This window comes from Gordonia liuliyuniae (genome assembly GCF_021738805.1).
GTDB lineage: Bacteria > Actinomycetota > Actinomycetes > Mycobacteriales > Mycobacteriaceae > Gordonia > Gordonia liuliyuniae.
Genome location: NZ_JAKKOR010000014.1, coordinates 41,546 through 66,933, shown reverse-complemented (window position 1 = coordinate 66,933; position 25,388 = coordinate 41,546). Strand labels below are relative to the sequence as shown.

Sequence of the window (25,388 nt, the reverse complement as noted above, 5' to 3'; positions counted from 1 at the left end):
TCCGTGTTCCCTGGGGCTCAGCCCTTCATGGCGACGCCGTGGCGCCAGTAACCCATGAACGCGACCTGAGAGCGGGCGATGCCGAGCTCTTTCACCAGGTGACGACGCAAGCCGGTGACGACTTTGCTCTCTCCCGCGATCCAGTAGTAGCGCTCGCCCGGCGCCGGTTCGGGGCCGACATCCTCACCGAGATTGGAGAAGACGGGAGTCTCCCACACCATCGGATCGTCTGGATTCTCGTCGACGTCGGCGTCGTCCGCCGAGTCGGCGGCCCCTAGGTGGTCGAGGACTGCGGGACGCAGTCGCTCCCCGTGGTCGGCGCCGTCGCGCGCCAACCAGTGCACGCTCACCCCGGCGGGTGCGGCGCAGGGCAGCACGTCGGCGCCGGTGGGGACCTCGATGAACGCGGTGCCGCGCAGATCGGCGGGCGCATCCTCCAGGATCCGCGCGATCGCAGGCGCCGCGGTCTCGTCGCCGGCCAACAGCACCGACCCCGAATCGCCCGGCCGGTATTCCAGCCCGCCGCCGTCAAGCCGACCGCGGCGCGGCGCCACCAGCATCACTTCGTCGTCGGCGGAGGCCCGCGACGCCCACGACGACGCCGGCCCCGTCGCGCCCGGTGCCATGTGCAGGACGAAGTCGACAACCAGCTCGGTGGTGCCGTCGTCGGCGACCCGCAGGTCGCGGACCGAGTAGGTGCGGATCGCGCCGCGTCGATCCTCCGGGATCTCCAGCCACCGCTGATACCAGTCGTCGCCTCCGGCCAGTTCGGGCAGCACACCCGAGGACGGCGGGAAGATCACCTTGATTCGCTGGTCGAACGTCTGCCCCGGATTGCCGAGCCGGTCGACGTCGTCGCCGACGAACGTGATCCGGACGAAGTTCGGCGACACCGGTTCGACGAGACCCACTCTCGCCCGACCGATCACGTAGGCGCCCTCCTCGACAACGGTGTTACTGTCATCGGTCTTACTGTCAACGGACATGGTGCCTCCCTATCGGCATGACAGCGGGTTTCCCCGACACTGGATCTTGCAGAATCTGACTCTTGAGACCGAACACCTCGTCGACGAGTTCGACGGTCATCACCTCGTCGGGCGTCCCGGTCGCGTGGATGCTTCCCGACCGCATCGCGACCAGCCGGTCGGCGTAGCGGGCGGCGAGATTGAGGTCGTGCAACACCATCACGATGGTGGTGCCGCGCCGCTCCCGCAAGTCAGTGAGCAGGTCGAGGACCTCCACCTGGTGGGCCAGGTCGAGGAAGGTCGTCGGCTCGTCGAGCAGCAGAATGTCAGTCTCCTGCGCGAGCGCCATCGCGATCCACACGCGTTGACGCTGCCCGCCGGACAATTCGTCGACCGGCCGGTCCGCCAGGTCTGCGGTCCCGGTCGCGTCGAGCGCGTCTGCGACGGCCTCGTAGTCGTGGGAGTTCCACGGGGCGAGAACCTTCTGGTGCGGGTGGCGGCCACGTCCGACGAGGTCGGACACCGTGATGCCTTCCGGTGCGACCGGACTCTGCGGCAGCAGCCCGAGCATCCGGGCCACCTCGCGGGAACGTCGCGCCGAGATGTCGTGTCCGTCGAGCACCACCTGACCGGACGACGGCGACAGCAGTCGGGCGAGGGCTCGCAGCAACGTCGACTTGCCGCAGCCGTTGGCGCCGACGATCGACGTGATCTGTCCCGGAGCCACCTCCAGATCGAGGCCCTCCACGATCACCCGGTCGCCGTAGGCGAGACGGACCTTCTCAGCGGACAACTGATGGTGGACGGTCACAGGGTTCCTCCCGACCGGTTGACGCGAATGAGCAGATAGATCAAGAACGGGGCGCCGAGCACACCGGTCACGACGCCGACCGGGTAGCGGTGCGGCAACGCGAACTGCGCGACGAGGTCGGCGGACATGACCAGGAGCGCACCGACGAGGCCCGAGGGCAGCAGCATCGACCCGCCGGCGCGCGTGAACAGACGCATCGCGATGGGCCCGGACATGAATGCGACGAACGAGATCGGGCCGGCACCCGCCGTCGCGAACGCCAGCAGGACCACCGCGCCGAACAGGACGAGCAGCCGGGTCGCTTCGACCCGCACGCCCATGCCCGCGGCGGCGTCGTCGCCGAGGCGCAGCATGTTCATGTCGCGCGAGCACGCCAGCATGATCGGGACGACGATCACCGCCACGACCGCCAACGGCACCACTTTGCCCCAGTCGGGTTCCGCAAGCGATCCGGTAATCCACCGCAGAGCGTTCGCGATGTCCCAGTCGGCTGCCCGCGCAAGGACATACGAGACGACGCTGCTGAGCATCGCCGCGATGCCGATGCCGATCAGGATCAGTCGAGTGGCCGAGAAGCCGCCGTTGCCCGACAGCCCGTACACGGCCGCCGCCGCAACGAGAGCACCGACGAGCGCCAGCACGGAGACCGACGTCCCGGTCAGACCGAAGACGACGATCGCCACCACTGCGGCCGCCGACGCACCCCACGAGATCCCGATGATGTCCGGCGACGCCAGCGGGTTGCGCAGCAGCGTCTGAAAGGTGACGCCTGCGAAACCGAAGGCGAAGCCCGACAGCACCGCCAGGCACACGCGCGGAAGTCGGAGCTCACCGACGGTGAACGACGCGCCCGGCACCGTCTCGCCGACGATCACGCGGAACACGTCGTCGAGCGGATAGAAGCGCTGCCCCGCCATCAACGACACGAAGAACACGGCCACGACCAGCACGACGAGCACCGCCAAGAGCACCGCGCGACGCCGGGAGCGGGCATGCCGTCCGGCCTTCACGACGTCGACGGTCGACCTGGTTCGTTCAGTAGGCGGGGTGGTCACAGTTCACGTACCTTCTGCCGACGGACGATCCAGATGAACAGCGGCGCACCGATGATCGCGGTGACGACGCCGACGTCGACCTCCTCGGGTCGCACCACGAGTCGACCGACGACGTCGGACGCCACGAGCAGCGACGCGCCCACGAGCGCGGAGAACGGGAGCAACCAGCGGTGGTCGGTGCCGATCAGCGCGCGGCACGCGTGCGGGACGAGCAGACCGACGAACGCGATCGGGCCCGCAATGGCGGTCGCCGCGCCTGCCAGCACGACGGCGGCCACCCCGGTCAGGATCCTGGTGCGTCCGACGTTCTCGCCGAGCCCGGTCGCTACGTCGTCGCCGAGCGCGAGCGAGTTCATCCCACGCGCACACGCGAATGCGATCAGCGCGCCGGCCCCGAGGACCGGCGAGAGGACTGCGATCCGATGCCAGTCGGCGCCCCCGACGCCACCGACCTGCCAGTGTTGGAAGCGGGTCATCACGTCGACACGCGGCAGTAGCACCGCGCTGATCAGGCAGGTGAATGCCGCAGCCGTCGCCGCGCCCGACAGCGCGAGTTTGAGCGGCGTCGCACCGCCGCGCCCCATCGACCCGATCGCGTACACGAACACCGCTGCCGCCGCCGCACCCGCGATGGCGACCACGATGTACGAGTACGGGTCGGACATGCCGAAGAAGACGATGCCGCACACCACGGCCAACGACGCGCCGCCCGACACTCCGAGAATGCCGGGATCGGCGACGGGGTTGCGGGTCACGGCCTGCATGCCCGCGCCCGATAGGGCGAGCGCCGCACCGACGATCATCGCGAGGACGGTCCGCGGCATCCGCTTCTCGACGGCTGCCGCCGAGAACGAGTCCGCGTCGCCGAACAGCGCGTCGGCGATGTCACCGAATGCGACGTCTCGGGCGCCGAACGCGATCGACACGGCGGCGAGCGCGACGAGGACGACGACGCTCGCGAAAAGCCAGCCGACCTTACGGGTCAAGGAACCGCGATGGCGCCGCCGAGGACGTCCATGTACTTATCGATGCCCCACGGGATCGACAGCGGCGACGGGTTCGACGACGCGGCGAGCGGCGTGCCGTCCTGCAGGATCGCGACGTGACCGGCTTTGACGGCGGGGATCTTGCCGAGCAGCGGGTCCGCCTGCAGACGTTTCACCGTGTTCTCGTCACCGTAGGTGATGATCAGCCCGACGTCGTTGAACTGGTCGGCCTTCTCGGCGCTGACCTCGGTGTAGAACTGTTCGGTATCGGCGGTGTTCCGCTCGACCGCCGACGGCACCGGCATCCCGGCGTCACGCAGGAACGTCGCGCGCGGGTCATGCAGGTTGTAGTACATGAGCTTGCTCGTGTCCGTCGGATCGAGGTACGCGAACATCGTCTTGGTGTTCTTCAACTCGGGGTGCTGATCGACCGCCGCGTTCACCTGGCTGGTGAGTTCGGTGACGAGTTCGTCTCCGTCGGATTCCCGGCCGAGGGCCTTCGAGTCGTACTGGATCATCTCCTGCCACGTGGTGCCCCACGGGGTCTTCGGGTAGGCGACGACCGGCGCGATCTTCTCGAGCTTGTCGTACTGCTCCTGGGTGAGACCCGAGTACGCGGCGAGGATCACGTCCGGTGCGGAGTCGCTGACCGCTTCGAAGTCGATGCCGTCGGTCTCGTCGAACAGCACCGGCGTCTCACCGCCGAGTTCCTTCAGCTTGGCGTCAGCCCAGGGCAGGATTCCGTCGCCATTGTCGTCGCCCCAGGTGGCCTTCGCCATGCCGACCGGCACGATGCCGAGCGCCAGCGGCACCTCATTGTTCGCCCATCCGACGGTGGCGACTCGCTCGGGAGCCTCTTCGATGGTCGTGGTGCCGAGTGCGTGTTCGATAGTCACCGGGAAGCCTTCGCCCCCGGTGCCACCGCCTGACGCGTCGTCGTCTGAGTTCGAGCAAGCGCTGACTGTCACGGCCAGAACGGCCGCGCACGCGAGGGAGAGGAATCGGGAGGTTCGCACGCCGGGTGCCTTTCGGGGGTTGGGAGACGACCCAAACTATGGGTAGGCTCCCTTAATCTAACACTAGAAAGCCGGGCCCTCACGATCGCCCTCGAAACCCCCGGCCGTCCTTGTATCGTCCCTGTGAAACCACGCACAGTTCCTTTCGACGATGGGGCGCCCGCATGATGAAGTTCCTGCAGAATCTCGGCAAGTCGATCATGCTGCCGGTCGCGGTGCTGCCGGTCGCCGCGATCCTCGTCGGTATCGCCAACTGGATCATCGGCATCAACGACGATCAGACCAACGTCGTCACATCGTTCCTGCAGACCGCAGGCCTGGCGATCCTCGACAACATGGCACTGCTGTTCGCGGTCGGTGTCTCGATCGGCATGGCCCGCAAGTCCGACGGCACGTCCGCGCTCGCCGGGCTCGTGTCGTGGCTGGTCATCACGAGCCTCCTCGCCCCGTCATCAGTGATGACGCTGCTCTCCCGCGACTACACGAGCACACCACTCGAGGATGGGGCGACCCTCGCCGAAGGCGAGAAGATCGTCCAAGAGCACGGGCAGTGGATGCTCGCGTCGCCGGACATCAACGCGGCGTTCGCCCCCGGCTCGTTCCAGAACGCGTTCATCGGCATCCTGTGCGGCATCATCGGCGCCGCCTGCTACAACCGGTTCAAGTCGGTCAAGCTGCCCGACGCCCTCTCGTTCTTCTCCGGCCGACGATCGGTCGCCATCGTCACCGCGGGCGTCTCGCTCATCGTCGGTCTGGTCCTGCTGTTCCTGTGGCCGCTGATCTACAGCGGCCTCGTGTGGTTCGGCGAACACATCGTCGACCTCGGGGCCGTCGGCACCGGACTCTACGGCTTCTTCAACCGGCTCCTCATCCCGTTCGGGCTGCACCACGCCCTCAACTCGGTGTTCTGGTTCGACGTCGCCGGCATCAACGACCTCAACAACTTCCTCGCGGGCGACGGCGAGTTCGGTGTCACCGGTCAATACATGACCGGCTTCTTCCCCGTCATGATGTTCGGCCTGCCCGGTGCGGCGCTGGCGATGTACGTGACGGCGAAGACCAAGCGCAAGAAGATCGCCTACGGCATCCTGCTGTCCGGCGCGGTGTCGTCGTTCTTCGTCGGCGTCACCGAGCCGCTCGAGTTCGCGTTCATGTTCCTCGCGCCGCCGCTGTATCTGATCCACGCGGTGTTCATGGGCATCTCGATGGCGATCAGCTCCCTACTCCCGGTCCGCATGGGCTTCGGGTTCTCCGGCGGCTTCGTCGACCTGATGCTCAATTGGACCAACCCGCTGGCCGAGAACCCGTGGATCATCCTCGTAATGGGTGCGGTGTGGTTCGTCATCTACTTCTTCGTCTTCCGGTGGGTCATCCTGAAGTTCCGACTCAAGACCCCCGGGCGCGAAGACGACGACCCGGACGACGTCGACGGCGGCGACTCGGGGTCGGCGGGTTTCGTGGGCACCGCCGTCAAGTTCATCGACGCGCTCGGCGGCAAGAGCAACATCGCCGAACTCGACAATTGCGCGACCCGCCTGCGGATGGAGATCAACGATCCGTCGATCGTCGACGAGCCCGCCCTCAAACGCGCAGGCGCCGCGGGAACGATCAAGCCCGGGGGCAGATCGGTCCAAGTGATTTACGGCCTCAACGTGCAGTTCGTGAAGGACGCGATGGAGAAGGTCCTGGCCGGCGACATCGAAGCACCGGCCGCAGCTGATGTCCCCGACGTCGTGCCCGATGCTGACGAGTCGTCGGCATCGGTCGCGGTGCTGGAGAAGACGGCCGAGACCGTCGTCCTGCACCGACCGATCCCCGGCTATGCGATCGCCCTGTCGGAGGTGCCGGACGCGACATTCTCGTCGGGCATGATGGGCCCGGGCGCAGCGGTGGTCCCCACCTCGGGCGAAGTGACGGCACCGGCCGACGCGACCGTGGTCACCGTGTTCCCCACCGGCCATGCGATCGGGCTGCGCCTGGAGGACGGCACCGAAGTCCTCATCCACGTCGGGCTCGACACCGTCAAGATGAAGGGCGACGGATTCGAGCCGCTCGTCGCCGCGGGTGACACGGTCTCCCGCGGCCAGCCGATCCTGAACGTCGACCTCGGCAAGATCGAGGCAGCCGGTTACCTCACGGTGACCCCGGTGGTGGTGATGAACAACAAGTCCGCCGTCGTCGAACTGACCTGACCGGGGCCGGTACCGTTGGCCGCATGTATGTGAAGGTCTGCGGGCTCACCGATCCGGCGACGGTCGACGTCGCCGTCGACGCGGGAGCCGACGCGATCGGCGTCGTGATGAACCGGACCAGTGCACGTGCCGTCGACGCCGAGACCGCGCGGACGATCATCGAGCGGACAAGTGGCCGCGTCGACACCGTCCTCGTCGTCAACGACATGCTCGCCGTCGACGCCGCGCACATCGCCGCCGACCTGGGCTTCTCGGTGCTGCAGCTGCACGGACGCTACGCGGCCGACGACTTCGCCGCCGCTGCCGCCGTACTTCCGCGGCTGTGGCGTGCAACGTCGCTCGCGAACGACCCCCCGCTGCAGGTCGGAGCCTACGGCGAGGAGAGTCTGCTGCTCGACGCGCCGCGGCCCGGCTCGGGCGAACGGTGGGACCTGTCGGTTCTCACCGACCGCGGCGTCACCGGCCGCTGGCTCCTCGCGGGCGGTCTCACCGCGGACAACGTCGCCGACGCGGTCGCGCAGGCGAGCCCGTGGGGCGTCGACGTCTCCAGCGGCGTGGAGTCGGCGCCGGGCGTGAAAGACCACACGGCCGTGCGCGCTTTCGTCGTCAACGCCAAGGCCGCTGGCACAAGTCTCACGTAGGCGGCCGACACAGTGGAATTCGGCCTCCAATGTCCATATACGTGAGAGTTGTGCCGGTATACGTGAGAGTTGTGCCGGTATTCGGAAACCGTGCCAGACAGCCTCCACCTAGACGACAATTCCGACATGGACACGGGGGTCTATCGGTGGGGACAGTTGACGGAGCGTGCGCCGCGAATCGAGTTGCGGCACGCTATTGCGGACGGCACACTCGTCCGTCTCAGACGCGGTTGGTACGCACTCGCGTCCGCGCGCAATGAGACGGTCCATGCGGTCCGCGCGGGCGGCGTCCTCTCGTGTGCGTCCGCGCTGCGGATGCACGGAGTGTGGGTGCCGCCCGCCGACAAGCTCCACATCCGGGGGAACGACGGCGCAAGCCGAGAGCACCCCGACTGGTGCCGGCAGTCGGGACGCCAGCCGCCCGAACTCTCCGCGGTCGACGACCTGCTCACAGCACTCCGCCACGCATCCCGGTGTCTGTCGCCTGAGGACTTCGTCGTGGTGTGCGACTCCGTCATCAACCTCGGCCTGATGACCGGTTCGGACCTGGCCGCGGAGTTCGCGGGCGGGCCGCGCCGACTACGTCGGGTCCTCAATCGGGTCGATGGCCGCGCAGAGTCGGGCATCGAGACGATGGTGCGCCTACGCCTGCAGGCCGAACACATCCGGGCCCGGCCACAGGCGGTGATCCCCTTGGTCGGCCGTGTGGACTTCCTCATCGGGACCTCGTTGATCATCGAAGTCGACGGCGCCGCATTCCATCTCAGCACCGACGCCTACGAGAACGACCGCCTCCGCGACCTACAGGCGCACGCGCTCGGGTATCACCCGGTGCGGCTGACGTACACGCAAGTCGTCTACCAGTGGAGTTCAGTCGGCCCGCTCATCGTCGAATTGGTCCGCCGCGGTGAACACATGCGACGCGTCGACGTACCCCCGCTGGGCACAACTCTCACGTAGGGGGCCGAAACAGCCGATTTCGGCTCCGAGTGTCCATATACGTGAGAGTTGTGCCCGCTCATCGCCCGTCGAGGCTCCGCTGAATCCGGTTCATGCCGCCGAGCCAGCGGTCGGGCGAGGTCGCGCGCGCCAGGTAGTAGTCGCGGACCTGCGGGTGCGGCAGGATGTAGAACTCGTCGGTCTGCAGCGCATTCCAGGCGGCGTCGGCGATGTCGGACGGTTCGAGCACGGCGTCGTGCGACAGGACCTCTTTGAGGTCGCCCGACTCCTCGTAGATGCGAGTGCGGACGCCTTGCGGGCAGATCGCCTGCACCACGACACCTTGGTGGCGGTACGTGGCCGACAACCATTCGGCGAAGCCGATCGCGCCGTGTTTGGTCGTCGAGTACGCGGGGGCGCCGAGCATGGTGAGCATGCCCGCGGCAGACGCGGTGACGACGTAGCGACCGCCGCCCTGCGCCACCCACTGCGGGACGAGCGCGCGGGCCGCACGCACATGCGCCATCACGTTGACTTCCCACGAGTCGGTCCAGTCGTCGTCGGACGCCGCGAGCCCGCGCCCTCGGTCGATGCCCGCGTTGCCGAACCAGACGTCGACACCGCCGAGCCACTCGTTGGCGGTCGCGACGAGACCGTCGGCGCCTTCGGGCGACGCGGCGTCGCCCGGCGCGGCGATCGCGCCGATCTCGTGCGCGAGCGCGTGGACGGCGTCGGCGTCGAGGTCGTTGACCATGACCTTCGCGCCTTCGGCCGCGAGTTTGGCAGCGATGGCGCGCCCGATACCCGCGGCGGCTCCGGTGACGACGACGCGTCGAGCGGTGGAATCCGAAGTCATGAGGTCTCCTCGAGTCGTGTAGTCTGCAAAATAAGCGGTCGCTTAGTTTCATCGACAGTGTGCCAGAGAGGAGCAGGCCGTGGTATCGAAATCCGAACTCACTCGCGCTCGACTCCAAGACGGCGCGATGGCCTCCTTCGCCGAACACGGTTTCCACGGGACGAGCACCCGCCACATCGCCGCGGCCGCAGGCATGAGTCCGGCCGCGGTCTACGTGCACTACGCCTCCAAGGAGGCCCTGCTGTACGAGATCACCAAGGCGGGCCACGAGCAGATCCTCGGCATCGTCCAGACCGCAGACGACTCCGCGCCCGATGCCACCACGCGCCTGCGCAACATCGTCCGCGAATTCGTCATCTACCACGCGCAGCACCACGCGAGTTCGCGCGTCGTCAACTACGAGATGACCAAGCTCGAACCCGAGCATCTCGCCGAGATCGTCGCGATCCGCGTCCGCATCGACCGTACGTTCACCCGGGTCATCGAGGACGGTGTCGAGTCCGGCGAGTTCACGGTCAGCGACGTCGCGATGACGACGACGGCGATCTCGTCGCTGGGCATCGACGTGTCCCGGTGGTTCCGCGACGGGCGGACGTGGAGCCCGGAATCGGTCGGCGACTACTACGCCGAACTCACGTCGGCCATGGTCGGCGCCCGCTGACCGTTCACTCTTCCGGGCTGCCACACGGCGGCCCGGTGTACCCGATCAACAGACGGTGTACCCGATCCACAGACAAGGAGGCGCTGTGCGCCGCGACATCTACACCGAAGACCACGAAGCGTTCCGCGAGACCATCCGGGCCTTCATCGAATCTGAGATCGTCCCCGTCTACGACCAGTGGCTCGAGGCAGGCATCGTGCCGCGCGAGTTCTACAAGAAGGTCGGCGAGCTCGGTGTGTTCGGCATCGAGGTCCCCGAGGAGTTCGGCGGCGCAGGCGTCGACTCCTACAAGTACGAGGCCGTCATGACCGAGGAGATGGCACGCGCAGGCGTCAGCCTCGGCGGTTCGTCGGTGCACATCCCCCTGTGCCTGCCGTACCTGCTGGCGCAAGCCAACGACGAGCAGAAGCAGCGCTGGCTGCCCGCGATGGCGACCGGTGAGACGATGTTCGCGATCGCGATGACCGAGCCGGGCACCGGTTCGGACCTGGCGGGCATGCGGACCACCGCCAAGCTGACCGAGGACGGCACCCACTACGTCCTCAACGGTTCGAAGACGTTCATCACCGGCGGCGTCAACGCCGACCGCGTCATCGTCTGCGCCCGGACCTCAACCCCCAGCGAGACCCATCGTCGTTTCGGCATCAGCCTGCTCGTCGTCGACACCACGTCGAAGGGCTACGAGGTCGGCCGCAAGCTCGACAAGATCGGTCTGCGCGTCTCGGACACCGCGGAGCTCTCGTTCACCGACGTCCTCGTCCCGGTCGAGGACCTTCTCGGCGAAGAGAACCAGGGCTTCTACTACCTGGGCCAGCACCTGCCGCGCGAGCGCCTGTCGATCGCAGTCGGCGCGTACGCACAGGGGTCGGCGGCGATCCGCTTCGCCAAGGAATACACGCAGGAACGCCAGGTGTTCGGCAAACCGGTGGCGTCGTTCCAGAACTCCAAGTTCGAGCTGGCCGCCTGCAAGGCGCAGGTCGACGCAATGGAGGCCGTCGTCGACCGCGCCCTCGAGGCGTACGACAAGGGTGAGCTGACGGCGGCCGACGCAGCGTCGGCGAAGTTGTTCTGCACCGAGGCCGCGTCGGACGTCATCGACCGCTGCCTCCAGCTGCACGGCGGCTACGGCTACATGAACGAGTACCCGATCGCGCGCCTGTACGCCGACAACCGGGTGAACCGCATCTACGGCGGGACCAGCGAAGTAATGCGTTCGATCATCGCGAAGAACATGGGGCTGTGACCGAGAGTCACTGACATGCGACGCTTGACGGCGTGAGCCACCGCCTTCCCGACCCGGAACCCACCCCCGAACCGGCGACGAAGCCACGGCCGCGCCGTCAAGCACCCGCGGCCCGCCCCGACCCCGAACCCAGTCCCGCTCCGGGCGACGGCCACAACCACGGCCACAGTCACGGGGGCGACATCCCCGGGGTCCTCACCCGGTACGCCAAGCCCGCGGTGATCGTGGTGCTCGCGATCGCCGCGCTGTTCGTGACGGTCGGCGCGATCATGACCTGGCCGTCCGACGACGACCACCCCATCCCCCTGCAGTTCCAGTCGTCAGACGGCGGGCCACTGCAGATCTACGACGCGACGGTCGTCTCGCAGACGCGCGCTGACTGTTCGGTCGTCGACTCGGGCAAGCCGACGGCCGAGTATCCGATGATCCCGACGACCGGCGGCCCGTGCATCGCCGCGGTCCTGCACCTCGATTCGGGGCCGAACAGCGGCCAGTACACCGCGCTGTCGATCCCGACGAACGCGGCACAGTCGGGGTCGGGACCGGATTCGCAGTCCATCGACGCCGGAGCCCCGAATGATCCGCAGCCCGGGCAGCCGAGCCTGTCGGTGGACGACGAGATCCGGGTCAGCGCGATGCCGTCGCACAGCATCGACGCCGACGACGACACGCTGACGTACGCGTTCTACGACTACACGCGCGGGACGCCGCTAATCTTCTGGGCGGTCGCGTTCGTGCTGGCCGTGGTCGTCGTCGCCACCTGGCGCGGTCTCCGCGCAATCATCGGCCTCGCGGTGGCGTTCGCGATTCTCGGGTTCTTCACGCTGCCGTCGATATTGGACGGGCACGACGTCGTCGTGGTCGCGATCGTGTCGGCGGCCGCGATCCTGTTCGTGGTCCTTTATCTCGCGCACGGGGTCACTCTCCGCACGAGCGCCGCGCTGGTCGGCACCCTAGCGTCACTCGTCGTCGCGGGGCTGCTCAGCAGCGCGGCGATCAGCAGTCTCGAGTTGACCGGTCTCTCCGCGGATTCGACGAAGAGCCTGCAGTTGTATCAGGGGACGCTCTCGTTGAACGGCCTGCTGTTGGCGGGTTTCGTGATCGGCACGCTCGGCGTGTTGAACGACGTGACCATCACGCAGGCGTCGGCGACGTTCGAACTCGCGGCAATGCCCGGTCAGACGCGCCTCGGTGCGTTCCGTGCCGCGATGCGGGTCGGCCGCGACCACATCGCGAGCACTGTCTACACGCTGGTGTTCGCGTACGCGGGCAGCGCTCTCCCGTTGCTGTTGTTGTTCTCGGTCGCCGCGCAACCGGCCTCGTCGCTCCTCACGTCCGAAGAGGTCGCGATCGAACTGGCGCGCGCGTTCGTCGGCGGCATCGCGTTGGCGCTGTCGGTGCCATTGACGACGGCGGTCGCCGCCGCGCTCGTCGTACCGGGCGGCAAAACTCCAGCGTGACGGTCGGCACGGTGCCGCCGGACGGGAGATGACCGCCACTTAATTTCCAGTGGCGCGGAAAACTGTTAGTGAGTAACAATAGTTCTCATGTCATCCTTTCTGTTTCGTGTAGGACGGTTCTCATTCCGCCACAAATGGTGGGTGCTCGGCGTGTGGATCGCAGCCCTCGCTGTGGTCTTCTCGCTGATCAGCGCACTTCAACCCAAGTTCGCTCAGGACTTCGAGATGCCGGGCACCGACGGCGGTACCGCGATGGAGCAGATGGAGGAGTACTTCCCCGCTGTCAACCAGCAGCAGACCGAAGCGTCGACGAACATCGTGATCGCAGCCGACGACGGCCTGGCCAAACACGCCAGCGAGATCGACTCTCTCGTCGCCGACCTGAAGAAGCTGCCCGAGGTCACCGGCGCCGACACGATCGCGAACCCGGTCACCGTCGCGCAGGCGATGCCCGACAAGGCCGCCGCCGTGCTCGGTGATGACGGCCGCGTCGGTCTGATCGCACTTCACCAGGGCATCGACCTGATGGACGTCACGGTCGACGACAAGGACGCCGTCCTCGACGTCCTCGCCGAACACCGCACCGGAGGCCTCCAGGTGGAGGCGACCGGCGGCGTGATGTCGGCGATGGAACAGGGCGGAACCGCCGAGCTGATCGGTTTCGCGATCGCATTCGTCATCATGATCCTCGCGTTCGGCGCACTCATCGCGGCCTTCATCCCGCTGGTCACCGGTATCGTCGGCGTCATTCTGACGATCGGCCTGCTGACGCTGTCGGCCGAGTTCATGTCCATCAACCAGACGGCGACCGCGATCGTCATGATGCTCGGCATCGCCGTTTCCATCGACTACGCGCTGTTCATCGTCTCCCGCTATCGCACCGAACGCGCTCGGGGCGGTGACCCCGCGGACGCGGCCGCCAGAGCCGTCGGAACGGCGGGTACCGCGGTCGTGTTCGCCGGCCTGACCGTCGTCATCGCTGTCGCCGCCCTCACGGTCATCGGCATCCCGCTGATCACCCAGATGGGCATGGGTGCCGCGGTCGCCGTCATCGTCGCCGTCCTCGGCGGGCTCACCCTGATCCCGGCGCTCCTCGGCGCGTTCGGCAAGTACGCGTTCACCCCGCGCATCCCGTGGATCAAGCACGCCGCGCCCGGGCCGGACACCGAAACGCTCGGCACCAAGTTCGGCAGGTCGGTGACCAAGCGTCCGCTCCCGTTCATCGCGGGTGGCCTGGCGATCCTGATCGCTGCGGCGATCCCGGCCAGCGGCATGAAGCTCGGCATGGACACCGTCTCCGACGACCAGGTGGCGGGCCAGGAGCTGATCGCTCAGGGATTCGGCGAAGGCATCGGCGGCGAGCTGTACGTCGTCCTGCACACCGACGACGGCACGATCGACACGGTCGCGACCGAGACGATCGACAGCATCAAGAAGCTCGACGGCGTCGTCGCGCCTGCCACCCTCGCCTGGATGGGCAACGGCACCGCCGACCCGAAGAATCCGAACGTCGGCGCCGACAGCGCCATCATCGTGGTGACGCCGATCAGTTCACCGTCGTCGGATGAGACGCACACATTGGTTGAGGAGATCCGCGATCTGGCTCCGGCCGCCGAAGCTGCCGGCGGTGAACTCCACGTCGGTGGTCAGACAGCCATCATGTCCGACCTGTCGGCCAAGCTCGACTCCGCGCTGATCCCGTACATCGCGGTGGTCGTCGGTCTGGCGTTCCTGATTATGATCGGTGTGTTCCGGTCGCTCTGGGTGCCGCTCATCGGCACGCTCGGCTTCGTGTTCTCGGTGCTCGCTACATTCGGCATCACCTCGTGGATCTTCACCGACGGCGCGCTGGGCCTAATCGACCACACCAAGCCGCTCCTGTCGTTCCTGCCGATCTTCCTGGTGGGCGTGGTGTTCGGTCTCGCGATGGACTACCAGGTGTTCCTGGTGACCCGAATGCGCGAGGAGTTCATGCACGGAATGAGCGCCAAGGATGCGATCATCGCCGGCTACCGTCACGGCGCCCGCGTCGTCAGTTCGGCCGCTGTCATCATGATCAGCGTGTTCGCGGCGTTCATGCTGGCGCCGGACACCACGGCCAAGATGATGGGCTTCGCGTTGGCCGTCGCCGTGTTCTTCGACGCGTTCATCATTCGCATGATCGTCGTTCCCGCGCTGCTGGCCCTTCTCGGCGACCGCGCATGGGGCCTGCCGAAGTGGCTGGACAAGGTGGTCGTCGACTTCGACATCGAGGGCAGCAAGGTCCGCGACGCAGGACTGCTCACCGAGAACGAGGACCTGGTCGAGGCGAAGTAGTCACAGATGTCTGAGACGCCATTGCAGGCCGCGGCCCCGAGGGACTCCTCGGGGCCGCGGCCGGGTCTGCGGGAACGCAACAAGGCCCGCACCCGCCACGCCATCCGCTCGGCCGCGATGTCGCTGTTTGAAAAGCAGGGCTATGCCGCGACCACGGTCGCGCAGATCGCCGATGCCGCCGACGTCAGCCACACCACCTTCTTCCGCTACTTCCAGAGCAAGGAGCAGGTGGTCCTGTCCGACGACCTCGACGACGTGCGAGACGAGTTGATGAGGTCCATCGAGCCGGGGCTGGGTCGGTTCGATCTGGTCCGCAGGCTCATCACCGAGCTGTACCGGGCAGGCAGCGACGACGAGTGGGCGTCGAATCCGGACAGGTTCCGGCTGATCCAGACCGAGCCCGCACTGGTCACCGCACAACAGACTCAAGCCGACCAGGCCCTCATCGAGATGCGTGGGTTCATCGCCGACTATCTCGGGGTGCCTGCCGACGGCCTCGGGCTGCGCGTATTCATCGCGGCGTCGGCCGGGGTGCTCTTCCACGTGGTCGGTCACACCGGCGACGGGGAGATTCCGACACTCGAGGAATGCCTCGAGGCTCTCGACCTGCTCGAAGCGGGGCTGCCCGTCTAAGCGGGCGTCCGCGACAAGGGAACGGTGCGGACGCACCATATACTCCCCGCATGACGTCCCCCGACATGTCACTCGGCCCGTACCGCCTCGTCCGACTGCTCGGGCGCGGCGGGATGGGCGAGGTGTACGAGGCGGTTGACACGGTCAAGGACCGAACGGTCGCGCTCAAACTGCTACCCGCCCATCTTGCCGACGACGCCGAGTACCGGGCTCGGTTCCTGCGTGAGTCGCGAACCGTCGCGCGACTGAACGACCCCCACGTCATCCCGATCCACGACTTCGGTGAGATCGACGGTCGCCTCTACCTCGACATGCGGATCGTGCACGGTCGGGATCTGCGCTCGATTCTCCGCGGCGGCCCGGTGCCGACCGACCGTGCGGTCGACATCGTCGGCCAGATCGCGGGCGCGCTCGACGCCGCCCACGCGTCCGGACTGCTGCACCGGGATGTGAAGCCCGAGAACATCCTGGTCGACGACAACGGCTTCGCGTACCTCGTGGACTTCGGGATCGCGCAGGCCGCAGGCGCCACCCGGTTGACGCAGACGGGCGCGGCGATCGGCTCGTTCGCCTATATGGCGCCCGAACGGTTCGCCGACTCGGTGAGCCTCACACCGGCTGCCGACGTCTACTCGCTGGCGTGCGTCCTCTTCGAAGCCGTCACCGGGAGTCCGCCCTACGCGGCGACGAGCATCGAACAGATCATCAGCGGCCACCTGACCAGGCCGGTCGCGCCGACCGGCACCGTCCTCGATCCGGTGATAGCGGCGGGCACTGCGAAGAGCCCGGCGCAGCGAGTGCAGACGTGCGGTGCGTTCGCCGCTGCCGCCCGAGACGCGCTCGCCGGCCGCTACACCCCTACTCTCCCCGCACCCGTGCGCGATTTCTCCCCGCCTCCTACTGCCCCACCCCAGGCTCCCCCACCCCCGCCACCCGGGCGCACCGACGGCGGCCACGTCGCACTCGTGGCGGCCATCGTCGTACTCGTCGTGGCATTGGTCGCGGGAGTCGTCTGGTTCGCCATCGACAGCAGCGGAGACGACTCGCCGGACACGGTCGCCGACGTTTCGACGCAGCCCGCCGAGAACTCGCGGGTGACGACGACCGTCACAGAAGCCCAGCAGACGCCCGACACGAAGGCTCGCGAGACCACGCGGGAGACGACTGAGACCTCGCGCGCCGTCGGCGACCTCGGCCTGTCCACGCCCATCAGCACCCCGCCGTGCGACGGACGTACGGTCACCATCGTCTACTCGGCGACCGCCCCTGGCGCGTACGCCCGCGAGGTCGGCGACACGCTAGCCCGATATCCCGGCTCGAAGTACCTGCGCACAGACCAGTCGTGCGCGTCGCTGCGCCGGAGCAGCGACGGCAACCCGATATACGCGGTCTACTTCGAAGGCTCGTCGCTCGCCGACACCTGCGCGACGGCCGCACAGTACAGCGGCTCGAACTCGCGTCGCCTCGACGACGTCACCGCCGTGGGCGTCGAGATCTGCTGACGGGGATTACGCTCGAACCATGAGCGGCGTGTGGGATGCGATCGGCAACTATTGGTGGCTCATCTTCGTGTTCGGGGGTTCTGTGGGCGGCGTGATGCGCGGGATCAGCGCGTGGAACGAGCGTCGCGCGCAGCGACGCCTGGAGCGGTACCGGATCAAGCAGGAGGCGTCGGTGGCGCGTGCGCAGGCGCAGAGCCGGGCAGCCCTGGACGTAGAGTCCGTGCGATCGGAACTCGCGACGGCCGTCGCCGAACACCAGCGCGCCGACGACACCTGGTTCGCCTACGAGACCGACCTGGCCACGCTCCTCGACTATCCGATGCTCGTCGATCTGCGCGAACCACTCACCGAGACATTCCACCGTGATCGCAGCCGCGCCGACCTCCTGCGTCCAGCCGCCGACTCCACCGACGCCACTGCCGTCCGTGCCTACCGGGACGCCGTCCACGCGTACGCGACGTCGCTCACGGTCGCCGAGCAGGAGGCGAGACGTCGCCGGCGCGGCGACTTCAGTCCCCTCGAACAGGAGCGACTCGCCAAGGCCCAACGCCTGCTCGCCCTCGCCATGAACGACGCGGCGTCCGGCGAGGAGCGGCGACAAGCGTACGCACGAGCGAGATCCGCGCTCGACGGCCTGATCGCGCTGCCCGTCGAGGGGACAGCCGCGCTCGAGCGTCGTGTGCGGGCCGCCATCGAACACGGTTAGTGCCGACCCGACGCGCCTGTTCATTTTCACAGGCTACGATCCAGGCGTGCTGGAAGAACTCAACAAGAAGGCGAAGAAGGCAGGCCTTCACGTCGCCACAGGCAAGAAGACGGGCAAGTACAGCGTTCGCAAGGTGAAGAACGGCAAGTTAGTCGCCAAGAATGTCAGCGCGGACGAGGTTCGCGATGTGATCAAGGACCACAAGTAGACCGTGTTCGGGCTGCACTCGATCCAGTCTGTCGTCTCCGCGACCGGTGACTTCGTGTTGAATCCGTCACGTGGACTCACCGACCTCCGTCACGTGGGCCGTCACTTGCTCAGTGGAGGCACTCACGACGACGATCTGAGTGGTCGAACGATCGTCGTCACCGGCGCATCGTCGGGCATCGGTGACGCGGCCGCCCGGCTCCTCGCTTCGTACGGCGCCGAACTCGTCCTCGTCGCACGCGGGATCGATGGCCTGCAGAAGACCCTCGACGACATCACCGCCGCAGGCGGAACAGCACACCTTCTCACCGCGAACCTCGCCGACCCCGACGACGCTCGACGTCTCGCCACCGAGATCCTCGAGACGTTCGGGGCGCCTGATGTCCTCGTCAACAACGCCGGCCGGTCCATCCGCCGGACCGCGCTCGACACCGTCGACCGATTCCACGATTACGAGAGGACGATGGCCGTCAACTACTTCGGCCCCGTCGCCCTCACCCTCGGACTGCTGCCCGCGATGCTCGACGCCGGACGCGGACAGATCGTCAACGTCGTCACCTGGGGCGTCCACGCCGGTTCGATGCCGAAGTTCGGCGCGTACCACGCGTCGAAGTCGGCGCTCGCGGCGTTCGGCCGCTCCCTCGACTCCGAGTGCGCGAACACCGGCGTCTGCGTCACCCAGGTCGGGTTCCCGCTGGTGCGGACCCCGATGATCGCGCCGACCGAATCCTACGACGATGCCCCGGCGTTGACGCCCGAGGAGGCAGGCGAGTGGATTCTCCGCGCCGTGCAGGAGCGGCCCGCGCAGCTGTATCCGCGCTACGCGTCAATCCTGCGCGCCGTCGGCGACGTGTCCCCTCGCTCGGTCGGCCGCATCATCGGACGCCTCGGCATCTGACCGACCGACCGTTCCTCGTATGATCGCCCCATGACCGAGCATCTCAATCGCCGCGACATCGACTTCATGCTGCACGAGTGGCTCGACGTCACCTCGCTGACCTCGCGACCACGCTTCGCCGAGCACTCACGGGACACGTTCGACGCCGTCCTCGACCTGTCCGAAGACATGGCGACCAGACTCTTCGCACCCCACTACAAGTCGGCCGACCAGACCGAACCGTACATCGGTGACGACGGCGAGGTGGTGCTCCTGCCCGAGATCGGGCGGGCCCTGTCGGCATTCGGAGAGGCAGGTCTCCTGGCGGGCACGTTCGACGAGGGCCTCGGCGGCATGCAGTTGCCGAACACCGTCGCCCGCGCGTCGATGGCGTTTTTCCAAGCCGAGAACGCGCCGACTACGTCGTACGCGTTCCTGACCGTGGGCAACGCCAACCTGTTGACGACGTACGGGACGCCGGAACAGATCGACACCTGGGTGCGCCCCATGCTCGAAGGCCGGTACTTCGGAACCATGTGCCTGTCCGAGCCGCAGGCCGGATCGTCGCTGGCCGACATCACCACGAAGGCCGTGCCCGCCGACGACGGCACCTACCGGGTGACCGGCACCAAGATGTGGATCTCCGGCGGCGATCACGAACTGACCGAGAACATCGTCCACCTCGTGCTCGCGAAAGCACCCGGCGGCGGCCCCGGCGTCAAGGGCATCTCACTGTTCGTCGTCCCCAAGGTCCTGCCGGACGGAACCCGCAACGACGTGGCGCTCGTCGGCCTGAACCACAAGATGGGAAACCGCGGCACCACCAATACGCTGCTGAACTTCGGCGACGGAACGTATGCCGCCGAGGGAGCGCCCGCGGGCGCTGTCGGATATCTCGTCGGCGAAGAGCATCAAGGCCTGAAGTACATGTTCAACATGATGAACGAGGCTCGCATCGGGGTGGGGTTCCTCGCGACCGCGCTCGGCCACGCCGGCTACCGGACCTCGTTGGAGTACGCGAAGGTCCGCACGCAGGGCCGTCCGGTCGACGACAAGAACCCCGAGTCGGCACCGATCCCGATCATCGAGCACCCGGACGTCACCCGGATGCTGCTGGCGCAGAAGTCGTACGTGGAGGGCGCGCTCGCGCTCTTGCTGTACTGTTCGTCGCTGCTCGACGAGGAGACCACCGGTCCCCCGGAGGCTCGCGACCGCACACACCTGCTCCTCGAAGTGCTGACACCGATCGCTAAGAGCTGGCCGAGCCAGTGGTGCCTGGAGGCGAACAGTCTCGCCATCCAGGTGCACGGCGGCTACGGCTACACCACGGAATTCGACGTAGAACAGAACTACCGTGACAACCGCCTCAATCCGATCCACGAGGGCGCGCACGGCATCCACGGCCTGGACCTGTTGGGCCGCAAGGTGATTATGCACGACGGCGAAGGCCTCGGCGTCCTCGTCGAAGCGATCGGCGAGACCATCACGAAGGGCCGGGAAGCAGGCGACGAGGCCGCCGAGCACGCGGAAGCGTTGGCTGAGGCCGTCGGCAGACTCGGCCAGGTGACCGCCGCGGTGTGGGCGCCGGGCGATCCGAAGCTCGCGCTCGCCAATGCGACGGCCTACCTGGAAGCGGCGGGCCACATCGTCGTCGCCTGGATGTGGCTCGAGCAGGTGCTCGCCGCCGACGCCGCCGCGTCGCCGGAAGCCGACTTCTATCAGGGCAAGCGTGCAGCCGCCCGCTACTTTTACTCGTACGAGCTGCCGAAGACGGCCGTGCAGTTCGACTTGCTCGAATCGCTGGACCGCACCACGATGGACACCGACCCGAACTGGCTGTAGGCGTTCACGCGCCGGTGTGGTCGACGACCCAGTCGGTCACGTCGGTGAGCACCTGGTCGCGCTCGGGTTCGTTGAAGATCTCGTGGTATAGCTCCGGGTAGATCGCCAACGTCACGTCGTCGCCGCCCGCCAGGCGGGCCGCCATACGACTGCCGTCGGGGTTGGTGAGGACGTCGGCGCCGCCGTGCAGGATGAGCGTCGGGATCGTCAGAGACCCGAGGCGATCCGGGTACGTCTTCATCTCGGCGATGAGGGCTCCCCCGAGTCCGGCGCGGATGCCGCCATGCCAGACGAGCGGGTCGGCCTCGTAGGCGGCGACGACCTCCGGATCCCGACTCACGCCGGATGCGGGCAGCGCGGTGGCGAGTAGCCACGGCGCGATCCGGCCGATCACCGGAGCCGCCTTCACCATGATCGCCGAAAGGTCTGCGCCGGGGACCAGTGCGGCCCCGGACAGGATGAGTCCGGCCAACTCGGCCTGATGATCGAGCGCATACGAGAGCGCGATCGCGCCACCCATGCTGTGTCCCAGCAGGAAGCGCGGTCCGTCGACGTCGATCGCGGAGATCACGGTGTGCAGGTCGGCGGTGAAATCGCTGAAGTCGGTGACGCCGAGCCGTTTCCCGTCAGACCGGCCGTGCCCCGCGTGATCGGGCACGACCACCACGTAGCCGAGATTGGTGAACTTGCGTGCGACGTGTTGGTAGCGGCCGGCATGCTCACCGAGTCCGTGCGCGAGGACGACGACGCCCACCGGCTCGGAGTCGGGCCGGTGGACGTCGTAGACGATGGTGTTGCCGTGGCGGCCGACGACGGACGAGGTCTCGATGCTCATGCAGCGAGACTAGCCTGCGACCGCGCCGATCCCGATCACTCGCGACCGAGAAGCCCCAGTCGGCCGACGATCGCGCGACCAGCGGATTCGACGACGCCGAAGGGGCGGATCGCGGCCTCCACGACGAGCACGACCTGCTCGACGCGGCTGGTGACCGCTTCCAGCCGGCCGACGACGGTCGCCATCTGATCGACCGTCGTGTCCACTTTGCTCAGGGTCGCGTCCATCGTTGCGATGGTCGCGTCCATGTTGGCGAGCGTCCCGTCCAGCGCCGTTGCGGTCTTGGTCAGCCCCACCAGGAGCGGCCCCATGTCGGCGAGCAGCGATTCGACCTGTCCGACGGTCTGGTCGGCGTTCATCGCAGCCTGCGCGAGCTTACGGATCCGCTGGCGGTCGTCGCCCCGGTCCGGTGGGTTCATGGCCATCTCTGAAGACTACGACGCCGCGCCGTCGTCCACAGCCGCTCCGGATGAGCCGAACTTGAACTTCCCGTTCTCGAACAGGAGCGGATACAGGAGGCCGCCGATCAGACCGCCGACGAGTGGAGCCACCCAGAAGGCCCATAGCTGACCGGGAGCCCCGTTGCCGTTGAAGAACGCGACCGCTGTCGAGCGCGCCGGGTTGACCGACGTGTTGGAGATCGGGATGGAGATGAGGTGGATCAATGTCAGCGACAGACCGATGGCCAACGGGCCGAAGCCCTTCGGTGCGCGCGACTCCGTGGAACCGAGGATGACGAGCAGGAAGAACGCGGTCAGGATGATCTCGGCGAGGAGCACGGCTGCGAGGCCGTAACCGCTCGGCGAATGGTCGCCATAACCGTTGGCCGCCATGTTGCCGGTCGCGTCGAATCCGTCTTTGCCGGAGGCGATCGCGTAGATCGCCGCGCCGGCGATCAGACCGCCGACGACTTGGGACACCCAGTAGCCCGGCACGTCCTTCCAGGGAAGTCGTCCGCCGACCGCCGCGCCGAGCGTCACGGCCGGGTTGAAGTGGCCGCCCGAGATATGGCCGACCGCGTACGCCATCGTGACGACGGTCAGACCGAATGCGAGTGCGACACCGAGGAAGCCGATGCCGACTTGAAAGCTGGACCGCGTGCCCTCGTCCTCGGCGATCACCTTGGCGGCGAAGACCGCGCTGCCGCAGCCGCCGAAGACGAGCCAGAATGTTCCGAACAGTTCTGCCAACCACTTGGTCGGCGCTGATACCACGTCACTCATGCAAATACCTCCCGATCTGATGATGCGACCGATACCAGTTCGGCACCGGCGTTCCCCGACAGGCCAATTCGCCCTGTAGTTGAGTATCACCAAGATTTTCACGCGCTATGAGCAGGACGAGCAGATCGGCGCGTCACGGTTCGGAATGAACTCGGCATCGCCGCCGTTATCCCATCTAGATCGTTCAAATTTTAACGAACTGGAGTGAGCCATGCCCGCCGTCACCGCCGACACCCTGACCCTGCCGCGCATCTCCGCTGCGCCGCTCGACGCGACCGAACGCACCGTGCGGGCCGTGACGACCGGTCCACGCGCCTACGAAGGCGAAGGATTCCCCGTCGTGCGAGCCTTCGCAGGCGTCCACGCCCGCGACCTCGACCCGTTCATCCACATGGACCAAATGGGCGAGATCGAGTACCAGCCCGGCGAGCCGCGCGGCACCGACTGGCACCCGCACCGCGGCTTCGAGACCGTGACCTACATGATCGACGGCCGCTTTCAACACCAGGACTCCACCGGTGGCGGCGGACTCATCGAGAATGGTGCGACCCAATGGATGACCGCCGGAGCGGGCATTCTGCACATCGAGACCCCGCCCGCCGAGCTCGTCGAGTCGGGCGGCACCTTCCACGGTGTCCAGCTGTGGGTCAATCTGCCCTCGACCGACAAGTTCCTCACCCCGCGCTACCAGAACCTCGAAGGCGAGCAGGTCCTCCTTCTGGCCTCCGACGACGGCGGAGCCCTCGTGCGGGTCGTCGCAGGCGACCTCGACGGGCACACCGGGCCCGGCTCGACGCACACGCCGATCGTCTTCGCCCACGCGAGCATCTCGCCCGGCGCACAACTGTCTGTGCCGTGGCGCCCGGACTTCAACGCACTCATCTACGTTCTGTCCGGGCGCGGGACCGTCGGCGTCGAGAAGCGGCCCGTCGAGGGCGGACAGCTCGTCGTTCTCGGTGCGGGCGACCGCATCACCCTCGCCGCCGACACCGGCCAGGACGCCAACCGTCCCGCGATGGAGGTCCTGCTGCTCGGCGGACAGCCCATCCGCGAGCCGGTCGCACAGTACGGGCCGTTCGTCATGAACACCCGCCAGCAGGTCATCGAGGCGATGGAGGACTTCCAGGCCGGACGCCTCGGCGTCGTCCCCGCCGACGCGCTGCGACCGCACCGGACGGGCGGCAGTCAGTGACCGCTGCCGCCGATCGGAGGCCCGCCGCGTGGCGACTGTTCATCGAGAGCAGCGTCCGCGTGCAGACCGCTGTCGACGAACGGCTGCGCGCCTCGGACGGCATGACCCTCAGCGACTACCACGTGCTGCTCCTGCTGTCCGAGGCACCCGGGCATCGGATGCGGATGCGGTCGTTGGCCGACCGCATGGTGTTCTCGGCGTCACGGCTCACCTATCAGATCGGTGCGCTCGTCAAACGCGGCTGGGTGTGCCGCGAACCCGTGCCCGAGGACGGACGCGGTGCGTTCGCGTGCCTCACCGCCGCCGGGTTCGACGCGTTCACCGCGGCCGCCCAACGGCATGGCCTCGACGTCGACGAACTCTTCTTCGCGGGGCTCACGCCCGACGACGGCTCCGCACTCGAAGCGGTCCTGACCCGTCTCGCCGCTCACCTCGACGCCACCCGACTCGATTCCCTTGGGGAGCAGTGATGATCACAGTTATCCCGTCCGCCGACCGCCACCACTGGGCCAACGAGTGGCTCACCTCCCGGCAGTCGTTCCCGGCCACCGGCAACTACGACCTGTTCGGCAACGCTCACGGTGTGCTGGTGGTCCACAACGACGATGTCGTCGATCCTGGCGAAGGACTCGACGCCCACCACCACGAGAACATGGAGATCCTCACCTGGGTCCTCGACGGCGCGGTGACACACCGGGACTCGGTCGGCAACACCACCACACTCCAGGCCGGCACGCTCGGCGCGATGTCGGCGGGCACCGGGATCACCCACGGGGAGGCCAACGCGTCGACCCGGGCCGAACGCCGACCGCTGCGCGTGGTTCAGATGTGGGTGGCACCGCACACCGACGGGCTGCCGCCACGCCAATCCGAGCACCGGTTCGACGACGCCCTCGACACCGGGCAGCCGGTCGTCGTCGCGTCGGGCCGTCCCGAACACGAGGGATCAGGCGCCGCGCCGATCGCGAACAGGTTCGCCGCACTGCACATCGCGCGACCACTGGCAGGCACCACGATCGCCCTGCCCGCAGCGCCGTTCGCGCACCTGTACGTCGCGCGGGGGTCGGCCACGGTCGACGTCGACGGTGAGCACCATGCTCTCCGCGAAGGAGATGCGGTGCGGCTCACCGATTCCGGCGACGTGCAGGTGACGGCCGTCGACGACGGCACACGGCCCGAGATCCTGTACTGGGAGATGCACGCGAGCTTCGATCTCGTGGGATCCTGAAG

General features: G+C 67.4%; 25 protein-coding genes. 16 read left to right on the top strand and 9 right to left on the bottom strand.

Going from position 1 to position 25,388, the window contains the following annotated elements; all coding sequences use genetic code 11:
• Window positions 1-17: 17 nt before the first annotated feature.
• From L5G33_RS18695 to L5G33_RS18675, 5 genes are read right to left on the bottom strand one after another with little or no spacing between them, the layout of a single operon-like run.
• A complete protein-coding gene (locus tag L5G33_RS18695) occupies window positions 18-986 on the bottom strand; it encodes a siderophore-interacting protein (RefSeq protein ID WP_236999687.1) in 969 nt (322 codons plus the stop codon).
• Window positions 976-1,776 carry an ABC transporter ATP-binding protein gene (locus L5G33_RS18690; RefSeq protein ID WP_236999686.1) on the bottom strand — a complete coding sequence of 267 codons (801 nt, stop codon included), beginning with the start codon at window positions 1,774-1,776 and terminating at the stop codon, window positions 976-978. Before L5G33_RS18690 ends, L5G33_RS18695 begins: the two co-directional genes overlap by 11 nt.
• A complete protein-coding gene (locus L5G33_RS18685; protein WP_236999685.1) occupies window positions 1,773-2,831 on the bottom strand; it encodes a FecCD family ABC transporter permease in 1,059 nt (352 codons plus the stop codon). Before L5G33_RS18685 ends, L5G33_RS18690 begins: the two co-directional genes overlap by 4 nt.
• A complete protein-coding gene (locus tag L5G33_RS18680) occupies window positions 2,828-3,817 on the bottom strand; it encodes a FecCD family ABC transporter permease (RefSeq protein ID WP_236999684.1) in 990 nt (329 codons plus the stop codon). The genes L5G33_RS18685 and L5G33_RS18680 overlap by 4 nt, the downstream gene beginning before the upstream one ends.
• Complete coding sequence (locus L5G33_RS18675) at window positions 3,814-4,833, bottom strand: iron-siderophore ABC transporter substrate-binding protein (protein WP_236999683.1); 1,020 nt, start codon at window positions 4,831-4,833, stop codon at window positions 3,814-3,816. The genes L5G33_RS18680 and L5G33_RS18675 overlap by 4 nt, the downstream gene beginning before the upstream one ends.
• Before the next feature lie 164 nt (window positions 4,834-4,997).
• Here L5G33_RS18675 and L5G33_RS18670 point away from each other — a divergent pair, with 164 nt between their 5' ends.
• The 3 genes from L5G33_RS18670 to L5G33_RS18660 all read left to right on the top strand — a co-directional run bounded on the left by L5G33_RS18670 (window position 4,998) and on the right by L5G33_RS18660 (window position 8,626).
• On the top strand, window positions 4,998-7,025 hold the full coding sequence (locus L5G33_RS18670; RefSeq protein WP_236999682.1) for a PTS sugar transporter subunit IIABC: 2,028 nt from the start codon (window positions 4,998-5,000) through the stop codon (window positions 7,023-7,025).
• Window positions 7,026-7,048: 23 nt separating this feature from the next.
• The gene (locus tag L5G33_RS18665; RefSeq protein WP_236999681.1) at window positions 7,049-7,666 is read left to right on the top strand and encodes a phosphoribosylanthranilate isomerase; all 618 of its coding nucleotides are present in this window, start codon (window positions 7,049-7,051) and stop codon (window positions 7,664-7,666) included.
• 126 nt (window positions 7,667-7,792) lie between these two features.
• Entirely contained in the window at window positions 7,793-8,626 is an 834-nt protein-coding gene (locus tag L5G33_RS18660) for a PDDEXK family nuclease (RefSeq protein WP_236999680.1), read from the top strand.
• A 58-nt stretch (window positions 8,627-8,684) separates the two neighbouring features.
• Here the strand turns inward: L5G33_RS18660 and L5G33_RS18655 are convergent, their stop codons facing one another.
• Window positions 8,685-9,461, bottom strand: a complete 777-nt coding sequence (locus tag L5G33_RS18655) for an SDR family oxidoreductase (RefSeq protein ID WP_236999679.1) — start codon at window positions 9,459-9,461, stop codon at window positions 8,685-8,687.
• A 79-nt stretch (window positions 9,462-9,540) separates the two neighbouring features.
• Here L5G33_RS18655 and L5G33_RS18650 point away from each other — a divergent pair, with 79 nt between their 5' ends.
• The 10 genes from L5G33_RS18650 to L5G33_RS18605 all read left to right on the top strand — a co-directional run bounded on the left by L5G33_RS18650 (window position 9,541) and on the right by L5G33_RS18605 (window position 20,908).
• On the top strand, window positions 9,541-10,122 hold the full coding sequence (locus L5G33_RS18650; protein WP_236999678.1) for a TetR/AcrR family transcriptional regulator: 582 nt from the start codon (window positions 9,541-9,543) through the stop codon (window positions 10,120-10,122).
• An 85-nt stretch (window positions 10,123-10,207) separates the two neighbouring features.
• Window positions 10,208-11,365, top strand: a complete 1,158-nt coding sequence (locus tag L5G33_RS18645) for an acyl-CoA dehydrogenase family protein (protein ID WP_236999677.1) — start codon at window positions 10,208-10,210, stop codon at window positions 11,363-11,365.
• A 32-nt stretch (window positions 11,366-11,397) separates the two neighbouring features.
• Window positions 11,398-12,825, top strand: coding sequence for a YibE/F family protein (locus L5G33_RS18640; RefSeq protein ID WP_236999676.1), 1,428 nt, complete (start codon window positions 11,398-11,400; stop codon window positions 12,823-12,825).
• Between the two features lie 87 nt (window positions 12,826-12,912).
• A complete protein-coding gene (locus L5G33_RS18635; protein ID WP_236999675.1) occupies window positions 12,913-15,141 on the top strand; it encodes an MMPL family transporter in 2,229 nt (742 codons plus the stop codon).
• Window positions 15,142-15,147: 6 nt separating this feature from the next.
• Window positions 15,148-15,774, top strand: coding sequence for a TetR family transcriptional regulator (locus L5G33_RS18630; RefSeq protein WP_236999674.1), 627 nt, complete (start codon window positions 15,148-15,150; stop codon window positions 15,772-15,774).
• Window positions 15,775-15,824: 50 nt separating this feature from the next.
• Complete coding sequence (locus tag L5G33_RS18625) at window positions 15,825-17,276, top strand: serine/threonine-protein kinase (protein WP_236999673.1); 1,452 nt, start codon at window positions 15,825-15,827, stop codon at window positions 17,274-17,276.
• A 19-nt stretch (window positions 17,277-17,295) separates the two neighbouring features.
• The gene (locus L5G33_RS18620) at window positions 17,296-17,982 is read left to right on the top strand and encodes a hypothetical protein (RefSeq protein ID WP_236999672.1); all 687 of its coding nucleotides are present in this window, start codon (window positions 17,296-17,298) and stop codon (window positions 17,980-17,982) included.
• Between the two features lie 46 nt (window positions 17,983-18,028).
• Window positions 18,029-18,190, top strand: a complete 162-nt coding sequence (locus L5G33_RS18615) for a hypothetical protein (protein WP_236999671.1) — start codon at window positions 18,029-18,031, stop codon at window positions 18,188-18,190.
• 3 nt (window positions 18,191-18,193) lie between these two features.
• Complete coding sequence (locus L5G33_RS18610; RefSeq protein WP_236999670.1) at window positions 18,194-19,087, top strand: SDR family NAD(P)-dependent oxidoreductase; 894 nt, start codon at window positions 18,194-18,196, stop codon at window positions 19,085-19,087.
• 30 nt (window positions 19,088-19,117) lie between these two features.
• Window positions 19,118-20,908: an acyl-CoA dehydrogenase gene (locus L5G33_RS18605; RefSeq protein WP_236999669.1), complete on the top strand. Its 1,791-nt coding sequence runs from the start codon at window positions 19,118-19,120 to the stop codon at window positions 20,906-20,908.
• Between the two features lie 4 nt (window positions 20,909-20,912).
• Here the strand turns inward: L5G33_RS18605 and L5G33_RS18600 are convergent, their stop codons facing one another.
• Genes L5G33_RS18600 through aqpZ form a run of 3 tightly spaced genes read right to left on the bottom strand, consistent with a single transcriptional unit; the run spans window position 20,913 to window position 22,966 of the window.
• On the bottom strand, window positions 20,913-21,743 hold the full coding sequence (locus L5G33_RS18600) for an alpha/beta hydrolase (RefSeq protein ID WP_236999668.1): 831 nt from the start codon (window positions 21,741-21,743) through the stop codon (window positions 20,913-20,915).
• A gap of 35 nt (window positions 21,744-21,778) precedes the next feature.
• Window positions 21,779-22,168, bottom strand: coding sequence for a hypothetical protein (locus tag L5G33_RS18595; RefSeq protein ID WP_236999667.1), 390 nt, complete (start codon window positions 22,166-22,168; stop codon window positions 21,779-21,781).
• A 9-nt stretch (window positions 22,169-22,177) separates the two neighbouring features.
• A complete protein-coding gene (gene aqpZ / locus L5G33_RS18590; protein WP_236999666.1) occupies window positions 22,178-22,966 on the bottom strand; it encodes an aquaporin Z in 789 nt (262 codons plus the stop codon).
• A 211-nt stretch (window positions 22,967-23,177) separates the two neighbouring features.
• Between aqpZ and L5G33_RS18585 the strand changes: the two genes are divergently transcribed.
• The 3 genes from L5G33_RS18585 to L5G33_RS18575 are packed head-to-tail and all read left to right on the top strand — an operon-like array spanning window position 23,178 to window position 25,386.
• On the top strand, window positions 23,178-24,158 hold the full coding sequence (locus tag L5G33_RS18585; RefSeq protein WP_236999665.1) for a pirin family protein: 981 nt from the start codon (window positions 23,178-23,180) through the stop codon (window positions 24,156-24,158).
• Complete coding sequence (locus L5G33_RS18580; protein ID WP_236999664.1) at window positions 24,155-24,628, top strand: MarR family winged helix-turn-helix transcriptional regulator; 474 nt, start codon at window positions 24,155-24,157, stop codon at window positions 24,626-24,628. The genes L5G33_RS18585 and L5G33_RS18580 overlap by 4 nt, the downstream gene beginning before the upstream one ends.
• The gene (locus L5G33_RS18575; protein ID WP_236999663.1) at window positions 24,628-25,386 is read left to right on the top strand and encodes a pirin family protein; all 759 of its coding nucleotides are present in this window, start codon (window positions 24,628-24,630) and stop codon (window positions 25,384-25,386) included. Before L5G33_RS18580 ends, L5G33_RS18575 begins: the two co-directional genes overlap by 1 nt.
• Window positions 25,387-25,388 lie beyond the last annotated feature (2 nt).